This is a genomic window from Mesorhizobium sp. M7A.F.Ca.US.014.04.1.1, assembly GCF_003998745.1.
Classification (GTDB): Bacteria; Pseudomonadota; Alphaproteobacteria; order Rhizobiales; family Rhizobiaceae; genus Mesorhizobium; species Mesorhizobium ciceri.
Genome location: NZ_RZRW01000210.1, coordinates 1 through 9,249, shown reverse-complemented (window position 1 = coordinate 9,249; position 9,249 = coordinate 1). Strand labels below are relative to the sequence as shown.

The window sequence follows — 9,249 nt, the reverse complement described above, 5'->3', positions numbered from 1 at the left end:
GGGACGCGGTGGTGGGGCTGTTTCGAAGGCCGCTGGGGCTGCCGATCCCGCACACCGCCATTATCCCCGAGAACCAGAACCGCATCGCCGACAATCTCGGCCGCTTCATCGAGGTCAACTTTCTGGCGCCCGAACCGGTGCGTGAAAAGCTTGCCGAGGTCGATTTTTCGGCGCTGGTCGCCGATTGGCTGGCCGATACGGAGCGCGCCGCCGGCCTGTCGCGCTTCATCGTGCGGCTGGTGCCGCAGACGCTTGCGGCGATAGAGCAATCCGGCCTGCGCGGCTTCGTCACCAGCCGCATGCTCGAACAGATCGAAAAGGTGCCGCTGGCGCCGCTGGCCGCCGAACTGCTCTCGGCGCTTACCGATGATCGCCGCCATCAGAAATTGTTCGACGAATTCACCAAGGTGATCGGGCGGTTCCTCAATGACGAAAAAGCGCTGGCAACGATGCGCGAAAAAATCCGCGAGGAACTGCCGTCGCTGTTCAACCTGTTCCGCGCCGACGCCTATCTCCTGAAGAAGATCGTCGCCTCGGCGGGCTCGCTGCTCGACGAAGTGAGGGCCGATCCCGACCACCCGCTGCGCGCCGAATTCGACAGCTTCGCCCAAGGCTTCATCGATAAGCTGAGGACATCGAAACAATACGCCAAACGGGCCGAAAAGCTGAAGCGCGACTTCCTGGGCCGGCCGGAGGTCAAGGGATTGGCCGGCGACATGTGGGCAAGCCTCAGCCAGTTCATCGAGCAGGATGCCAAGGCGCCGAATTCGGTCATCCGTGCGCACCTCGCCAACATGTTCGTCGAGGTCGGCCGGCATCTTGCCGGCGATGCGCAGATCCGGGCCGACATGAACCAGGGGTTCGTGGTGGCGCTGGCGTCGTTCGTGGAGAGCCAGAAGGCCGGCGTGTCGACATTCATCGCCGACCAGGTCAAACGCTGGGACCTCGCGCAACTGACGCGGCTGATCGAGATGAACATCGGCCGGGACCTGCAGTACATCCGCTTCAACGGCATGATCATCGGCGGCCTCGCCGGTGTCGTGCTCTATGTGGCCGAGCGGCTGTTCCTCGTGAATTGATGCGCGGCCAGACTGGCGCTCATTCCTCCGCGTCCGAATGGACTCACGGCACGCGAGTGTTATTCTCCATCCGAGGGTGCCCGCATCCGCGGCAAAGGGGAGCAAACAAGCATGGCAAAACAACCGGAATCCGATTCCTTCATGGACATGTTCGGCAGGTTCGGCCGCGACCTGAAGGTGCCGAATGTCGATGTCGAGGCGATCCTCGCCCATCATCGCAAGAACCTCGAAGCGCTGGAGAAATCGGCACGAGCCGGTGCCGCCGGCGCCACCTCGCTGTTGTCCCGGCAGCGCGAGATGCTGCAGGATACGCTGCGCGAGGTCACCGATATGGCGCAAAGCTACAGGGCGCCGGGCAATCCGCAGGAACTGATGGCCAAACAGACGGAGTTTGCCAGAAAGTCCTTCGAGGCCGCGTTGAAAAATGCCGGCGAAGTGGCTGAACTGGTCAAGAAATCCGGTGCCGAATCGGTCGACATCCTGCGCACCCGCATCAAGGAGGCGATGGAGGAAATCCGCGCCGGCTACGAGAAGAAGTAGCGGATGTGGCCGGGACCGGTTCATGGCTGCCGGCCGCCCTGAAGACCGGAAAGCCCGAGTTGGCCTGCGACTGCGCCGGCGGCGTGGCACGATTGCGGCCGAAATCGACGGAACGGATTCGTGTAGAGCGAATTGACAGAGGCCGTCAGTTCGTGGTCCGGAGGCTCTGGAAGCGATCGGGAAACCAGGAATGAACGAAATACGGCCTAAAACGCCGCCTACCTACGAGCAGTTGAGGACGATGGCCGGGCTGGAACTCGGCGTGTCGGAGTGGACGACGGTCGACCAGAACCGCATCGATCAGTTCGCTGAATGCACCGGCGACCATCAATGGATTCATGTCGACCCTGAAAGGGCGCGGCGGCAAAGCCCGTTCCGCACGACGATCGCGCATGGCTATCTGACGCTGTCGATCATCGGCGCGCTGGCGCTCGGCATGGGCATCGTGCCCGAGAATACGCAGGCCGCCTTCAATTATGGCTTCGACAAAGTACGCTTCCTGGCGCCGGTCAGGGTCGGCGCCCGCATCAGACTGCGCATCACGCTGCTGTCCATGGAGGACAGGGGCCCGGGCCAGTATCTGATGAAGGCGGCCAACACGGTCGAGATCGAAGGCGAGGAAAAGCCTGCCTTGACGGCGGAAACGCTGGTCATGCTCTATGAACGCCGCAAGCGGGCAGGTGCCTGAGCCTGTTTGGAATTCTACTCTCTGAGCGGTGTGCGCGTCACGAAGCCCTGGATTCTGCGCGGCCTGTGGCGCGGGCCGAGAGCAGTGCGAGGAACAGCGCAGCCAGCGCCAGCACCGTCGCCGTCTGAAAGGTGACCTGCATTCCCCGGGCGGCGGCCTCGGAACTCAGAAGACCAATGCCTTCGTGCCCTTCGGCCGATGCGACGGCGAATATGGCGCCCATCAACGAGGCGCCGGTGATGAGCCCGAGATTGCGCGAAAGGTTGAGCAGACCGGAGACGACGCCGCGCTGACCCGCGTCAACGCCGGTCATGACGGCTGCATTGTTCGACGTCTGGAACAGCGCGTAGCCGATGCAGGTGACGGTGATCGCAACGACATAGCCGGCAATGCCGAATCTGGTCACGGCGAGCGACAGCAGGAACGTGCCTGTCGTGAGGCTGAGCAGGCCTGCGACCATCATCCTATGAGCGCCGAAGCGGTCGGTCAGGCGTCCGGCCACCAGCGCCGACAAGGTCGAGACGAGCGGGCCGGTCGACAGCACCACACCCACCATTGCAGCATCCAGCCCGAGCCCGCGCGACAGGTAGAACGGAGCCACAACCAGCGTCGCCATCATCACCGTGGCGACGACGAGGCTCATGGCGAGACTGGCACTCAGCTGGAGATCGCGGAAGCTGGCAAGCCGGATCAAGGGGTTTTTCACTCTCGCCTGCGCGGCGGCGAAAAGAAAAACGCCGGTGCCTGCGGCGATCAGCAGGCCGATGTTGAGCGTGCCGAAATTGCCTCTGCCCAGCGTCATCGCCAGCGCATAGGCGGCCAACGTCAGGGCCAGCAGGGCGGTGCCCACGACATCGAACGTGCCTCGGTCGAGCCGCGCGGTTTTATTGCGTGCCGGCAGGGCACGCCAGGCAAGAGCGAAGGTGAGCACTCCCAGCGGGACATTGACGAGGAAGATCGCCCGCCAGCCGAAGCCGGTGATCAAAAGGCCGCCGAGCGAGGGGCCAAGTGTCGTGCCGATCGCGGACATGGCGCCGAGCAGGCCCATGGCGCCGCCGATTCTGTCTTTGGTCACGGTTTCGGCGACGAAGGCCAGCGTCAGCGCCATCATCAGCGCTGCGCCAAGTCCCTGCACGGCGCGTGCGGCAATCAGCAGCCAGAGTGTCGGCGCCAGGCCGCAGAGCACCGATGCGGACGTGAACAGCGCGATGCCCCCAAGCAGCAACGGTCGGCGCCCGAACATGTCGGCCAGCCGGCCGGCGCTGACGATCAGTGTGGTGATGGCGAGGAGATAGGCCAGAACAACCCATTGCACGGCCTGGAACGTCGCGCCGAAATTCTGCATCAGCGACGGCAGCCCGACGCTGGCAATGCTGGTTCCCAGCGACGACAGCAGTGTGGCGAGCGACAGGCTTGCCAACGCCCAGCCGGCGGATTGCATCCGTGGTGGCGCCGATGTCAGCGCGTCCGGATTTTGCTCAGCGATTGCCACGGCGATCTCCTTCCATCAGTCCCACAACCGGAACTGCTGGAGATCTAGTTCCTTGGCCAATGTGGCGGAAGGCGCAGCATTTGCATCTTATTCGTGCGTTTGGCGCCATATCATGTCATGATCTGCCGATGACATCACCCGATCTCAACTTACTGTTCGCTCTCGACGTCCTGCTGACCGAAGGCAGCGTGGCGCGCGCCGCCAGCCGCCTACGCCTCAGCCCTTCGGCGATGAGCCGCACGCTGGCGCGACTGCGCCAGGCGACGGGCGATCCGCTGCTGGTTCGCGCCGGTCGAGGCCTTGTGGCTACGCCGCGTGCGGAAGAACTGCGACAGCAGGTAGGCCCTGTCGTCCAGGATGCGGAGGCGATCCTGCGCCCTGCCACCTTGCTCGATCTCCCGAACCTGGACAGGGTCTTCACGCTGCGCACCAATGAGAGCTTCGTCGAAGAGTTCGCACCTCGTCTCGTTGCCCGTATCCAGGCCGATGCGCCCGGCGTGCGGCTGCGCTTTGCACCGAAGTCCGACCGGGACGTCATGTCGCTGCGCGACGCGGCGATCGATCTGGACATAGGCGTCGCTGGCGAGACCGGCCCGGAGGTGCGCATCCAGGCGCTGCTTCGCGACCGCTTCATCGGCGCCGTGCGAACGGGCCATCCCTTGACCGAGGGCGCGGTGACGCCTGAGCGCTATGCCGCAGGCCGACACATCAGCGTTTCACGGCGTGGCCGCGAGAAAGGGCCGATCGACGAGGCTTTGAACCGGCTCGGGCTGCGGCGGACCGTCGTGTGCATGGTTTCCGGTTTCTCGGCAGCCCTTGCCATGGCCCGCACATCAGACCTGATCGCCAGCGTTCCGGAGCGGCATACCGAGGGCGCACGCGCCGGCATGCGCAGTTTTCCCCTGCCGGTTGCCACCGCGGAAGTCACTATCTCCATGCTCTGGCATCCGCGCCTCGATGCCGATCCGGCGCAACGCTGGTTGCGCGACTGTGTGCGGGAGGTGTGTGCGGCGTCGCGCTGACAACGATGAGAAGCCTGCGCCAACCGCCCAGGCTTCTCATCTGTCCAGTCTATTCGGTTTGGCGTTTCTGCAAATGCCTCAGTGCGCTTAGTGTGAGCGTCGCCATGACCGAACAGTAGGCGACCAGCGGCCACGCCGTGTCTCCGCCGAGCAGGACGACGAACAACGTGCCGAAGATGCCGACGACAAGGCTCTGGATGCAGAAGTAGAGTGCGACTGCGGTTCCCGCGACATCGCCAAACGCCTCGAGTGCACCGTTTGCGGTGACTGAGACAATGAAGACGATACCCACGGCAACGACCCACATCGGCAAGATAAATGTCGCGAAGGAGGGCTGTGCGAACAGTTGCCCCACTGCCAATAGCGCCGCGCCGAACAGCAGCATCGCCATGCCCCTGATGGCACTGCCGGCGATGCCCCAGCTTGCAATGAACCTTCTGGCGAAACGGGTGGTGACGATCATCACCAGCGCCGCGGTGGCGAAGGCTAGACTGAAGCCGAACTGTGAAAAGCCGGCGCGATCCATGAGCACCCGTGGCGCAGTCGAAAAGAACACGAAGAAGGCGCCCATGGCGGCACTGAATGCAAGCGTGTAGGTCCAGAAGGCAAGACTGGAGAGAATGGGTCGAAGCGCCATTCGCCTGGTATCGCCATTCGAGGGGCGGGTTTCGTGCCATTTCGGCCATGCGTTGAGGGTAGCTGCCGTGGCCAGGACTCCGAGCGTCAGGAAGATCGCCCGCCAGCCGAAATTGTCGGCAATCAACGCACCGGCAACCGGCCCCAACGCCGGCACGAAAGCCAACATCGAGCTGAACAGGCCGTAAATGACGGCACTTTCGGGTCTTTGCGCATAGACGTCGCGAACCGTTGCGAAGGTTGCAACGAGAATGGCGGACGCACCAATGGACTGCATGACGCGCAGGACGACGAAGACAGCGGCCAGTGAGGTGCTGGCGAGCAGAAAGGAAGCGCCTGAAAACAAAAGCGCGCCACCGATCAGCACCGGGCGCCTGCCGATCCTGTCGGAAATCGGGCCGAAGACGACTTGGCCGAGCCCAAGACAGATCATGTAGAGGCTCAGCGTCAGCTGGATGACATCAGGCGATGTCTCGAGGATCCCCGGCATCGCCGGGACAATCGGGAGGTAGATGTCCATGGCCAGCGAGGCCAGGATGTCGAAGGGCGCCATCAGCACCATGGCTGCTGGCAGGGAAGTGGTCCATGTCGGGTTTTTTGGAAAAGGCATGATTGAACATCCGCTCAAATGGCTACATTTGGCGGCGATCTGCCGTTCTCAATGAAGATGGGAAATGACGGGCCGCCGCAACAACGAAGTGCTGTTGCGGCCTACTTGTCTGCTGACTTGCTGGTTCCCATAAACGCTATCCCGGAAAATGACGGCGCAGACATTCTCTCGAGTGCGCTCGCGTTTCCCTAGCAGCCGAAGGTTGCCCAGGCAACAGGATCAGCTTGATGCGCGTCAACGCGCCATCGCCGCCTCGAGCACCCTGAAAATCCGCTCGTCCGCGCATTGGGCAACGTTGAAGCGCAGGAAACGGCCAGCCGTTCCGGACAGGCTGAATGCGTTGCCGGGCGCCAGCACGATGTTGTCGGCCAGAGAGCGGCGGGCGACTTCGGCCGCATCGACGCCGTCCGGCAGACTGCACCACAGGAAGAGGCCAGCCGGCTGGTCGATCCACGGCGTGATGCCGATCGCTTTCAGGTGGGCGGCCGTCTCGCCCATGGCGCGCGCAAGCTTCGCGCGCAGCAAATCCATGTGCTTGCGGTAGCTGCCGTCCTTCAGCAACGTCAGCACCAGTTCGGCCGCGAGCCGCCCGCCGCCGAAGGTCGTGGCGATTTTGAGGTCGGTCAGGGGCTCGATCCAGTCGCGCGGTGCGGCGATGAAGCCGCAGCGAACCGATGCCGACAGCGTCTTGGAGAAGCTGCCGATATGGACAACGCGGTTGAGGCCATCGAACGCCGCCAGCCTGGGGGCGGGCGCATGTTCGAAATCGGCGAAGATGTCGTCCTCGACGATGGTCAATTGCGATTGGTCGGCGAGTTTCAGCAGCCGGTGCGCGGTGACTGGCGACAGCACCGCGCCGGTCGGATTGTGGATGCCGGAATTGGTGATGTAGAGGCGTGGCCGATGCTCGGCCAACGCCTGCGCGAACAGATCGATATCCGGCCCCGACGGCGTGTAGGGAACGCTGACGACCTTGGCCCGGTGAGCGCGCAACAGGGCGTGGAAGTTGAAGTAGCAGGGGTCGTCGACCAGCACGGTGTCGCCGGGCTCGATCAGGAACCGGCACAGGAGGTCGATGGCCTGCGTACCTGATTCCGTCAGCATGATCTGCTCGGGCGAGGCCTCGATGCCATGCCCGGCCATGCGCCGCGCCAGCAATTGCCGCAGCGGTGGCAGGCCGAGCGGCGTGCCGTAATCGGCCAGTGCGACATCGTCGGCACGCGCCACCGTGCGCAGCGCCCGGCGCAGCCCTGCCTGTGGCATCCATGAAGCGGGCAGCCAGCCACAGCCGGGCTTCAGCATGCCATCGCCGGCCTCCAGGGACTGTCGCGAGATCCAGAGCGGATCGACGGCGCGGTCGAGGCGGGGGCCGATTTCGGCCAGCGACAGCGGCGCCAGCGATCCGGCGGCATAGAAGCCGGAGCCCGGCCGCGAGCGGATCGCGCCTTCGGCGGCGAGCCGCTCATAGGCTTCGACCACGGTGGATTTGGACACTCGCATGGATTTGGCAAAGGCGCGGATCGACGGCAATTGCGCTCCCGGCGTCAGGCTGCGCGCCGCGATCCGCTGGCGGATCGTCGCCATGACGCCTTCGACCAGCGTACCGCCGCTCTCGCTTCCTGTAGTCTGCTTGTCCATCCGTACTGCTCTGCTGACTATGACAGTTTTGCATAATTGTACCGCATTGTCTCTGGCGATACTACCGGCTCCGCGCGATACGGAGCCGACAAACGGAGCATACGATGGACAAGACCGCGAGTGGCTGGATGAATGGATTCATCGGCGTGTTGATCTTCAGCGGCTCGCTGCCGGCGACGCGCGTGGCGGTCAGGGAATTCGATCCGACATTCCTGACCTCGGCCCGGGCGGCGATTGCCGGACTGCTTGGCCTTGCGCTGCTGCTCCTGTTTCGGCAGAAACGCCCGGAGCGCGGCGATCTGCTGTCGCTGGTGATCGTGGCACTTGGCGTGGTTGTCGGCTTTCCCTTGCTGACCGCGCTGGCGCTGAAGCACGTCACCACGGCCCATTCCATTATCTTCGTCGGCCTGCTGCCGCTGGCCACTGCGATATTCGGCGTGCTGCGCGGCGGCGATCGGCCGCGCCCGGCGTTCTGGTTGTTTTCATGCATAGGCAGTGCGCTGGTCGCGGGCTTTGCGCTGACGCAGGGCGTGACTGCCTCGCCGGTCGGCGACGGTCTGATGCTGGCTGCCATCATCGCTTGCGGCCTCGGCTATGCCGAGGGCGCCGCGCTGTCGCGCAGGCTCGGCGGCTGGCAAGTGATCTGCTGGGCGCTGGTGCTGTCGCTGCCGATCATGCTGGTGCTGACGCTGCTGACCATGCCGCCGTCGTTCGACGGCGTCGGCGTCAGTGCGTGGATGGGGCTTGCCTATGTCTCGCTGTTCAGCATGCTGATCGGCTTCGTGTTCTGGTATCGCGGCCTGGCGCAAGGCGGCATCGCCGCGGTCGGACAGTTGCAGCTGCTGCAGCCATTCTTCGGACTGGCACTGGCAGCGACGCTGCTGCACGAACAGGTCAGTTCGTTGATGGTGGTCGTCACGCTTGGCGTGGTGCTTTGCGTCGTAGGCGCCAAGCGATTCGCGAAGCAGGAATTGCCACGACGCGCGATCGCCTGACGACGGTGCCGTCCTCGCCTAAAACTTCGTCACCACCCCAATCCCAATGCCCTCGAAGCCGCCCATCGCCATCAGGGCCGCAGGCGCCTCGTCGAGACTGATCCTCTTGCCGACCAGCAGTTCGGGCTTCAGCTTGCCGTTGCGGATCATGTCCATCATCGCCTGGTAGCGGTAGGCCTGCATGCCGTGGCTGCCGAGGATTTCGAGCTCGAAGGCGATCACCTTGTCCATCGGCACCTGCGGCCGGGCATGCTCGCCCAGCATCAGGCCGACCTGCACATGGCGGCCGCGCCGGCGCAGATTGGATATCGAATTGAACGAGGTGGTGGGGTGGCCGAGCGCGTCCATCGACATATGCGCGCCGCCATTGGTGATCTGCTTGACCGCCTTGACCACGTTCGGCGTCGTAGATGCATTGATGGTGGCGACGGCGCCGATCTTTTTGGCGAAATCCAGTTTCTCGTCGGTGAGATCGATGGCGATGACATTGGCGCCCATGGCGCTGGCAATCATAATCGCCGACAGGCCGACGCCGCCGCAGCCATGCAC

9 protein-coding genes are annotated in these 9,249 nt (G+C 64.0%); 5 read left to right on the top strand and 4 right to left on the bottom strand.

Annotation, left to right across the window (positions count from 1 at the left end; translation table 11 throughout):
• The 3 genes from EOA22_RS15845 to EOA22_RS15835 form a co-directional block, all read left to right on the top strand.
• Positions 1-1,079: DUF445 family protein (locus EOA22_RS15845; RefSeq protein WP_127390072.1), on the top strand; the 1,079-nt coding region annotated here is incomplete at its 5' end.
• Positions 1,080-1,190: 111 nt separating this feature from the next.
• Entirely contained in the window at positions 1,191-1,619 is a 429-nt protein-coding gene (locus tag EOA22_RS15840; protein WP_024503818.1) for a phasin family protein, read from the top strand.
• A gap of 190 nt (positions 1,620-1,809) precedes the next feature.
• Positions 1,810-2,307 (top strand): MaoC family dehydratase, encoded by a 498-nt coding sequence (locus EOA22_RS15835; protein WP_013531248.1) that lies wholly within the window; start codon positions 1,810-1,812, stop codon positions 2,305-2,307.
• Positions 2,308-2,344: 37 nt separating this feature from the next.
• Here EOA22_RS15835 and EOA22_RS15830 read toward each other — a convergent pair whose 3' ends face one another.
• Positions 2,345-3,799 carry an MFS transporter gene (locus EOA22_RS15830; protein WP_063168162.1) on the bottom strand — a complete coding sequence of 485 codons (1,455 nt, stop codon included), beginning with the start codon at positions 3,797-3,799 and terminating at the stop codon, positions 2,345-2,347.
• 128 nt (positions 3,800-3,927) lie between these two features.
• Between EOA22_RS15830 and EOA22_RS15825 the strand changes: the two genes are divergently transcribed.
• Positions 3,928-4,821, top strand: a complete 894-nt coding sequence (locus tag EOA22_RS15825; RefSeq protein WP_063170254.1) for a LysR family transcriptional regulator — start codon at positions 3,928-3,930, stop codon at positions 4,819-4,821.
• 49 nt (positions 4,822-4,870) lie between these two features.
• Here EOA22_RS15825 and cml read toward each other — a convergent pair whose 3' ends face one another.
• Together cml and EOA22_RS15815 are read right to left on the bottom strand one after the other, a co-directional pair.
• Entirely contained in the window at positions 4,871-6,067 is a 1,197-nt protein-coding gene (cml, locus tag EOA22_RS15820; protein WP_063168161.1) for a CmlA/FloR family chloramphenicol efflux MFS transporter, read from the bottom strand.
• 234 nt (positions 6,068-6,301) lie between these two features.
• Positions 6,302-7,705 (bottom strand): PLP-dependent aminotransferase family protein, encoded by a 1,404-nt coding sequence (locus tag EOA22_RS15815; protein WP_063168160.1) that lies wholly within the window; start codon positions 7,703-7,705, stop codon positions 6,302-6,304.
• Between the two features lie 104 nt (positions 7,706-7,809).
• On the opposite strand from EOA22_RS15815, the gene EOA22_RS15810 reads away from it, so the two are divergent.
• Positions 7,810-8,700, top strand: coding sequence for a DMT family transporter (locus EOA22_RS15810; protein WP_063168159.1), 891 nt, complete (start codon positions 7,810-7,812; stop codon positions 8,698-8,700).
• A gap of 18 nt (positions 8,701-8,718) precedes the next feature.
• On the opposite strand, the gene EOA22_RS15805 is transcribed toward EOA22_RS15810, so the two are convergent.
• The coding region (locus EOA22_RS15805) for a zinc-binding dehydrogenase (protein WP_164755477.1) at positions 8,719-9,249 on the bottom strand (531 nt) is incomplete at its 5' end.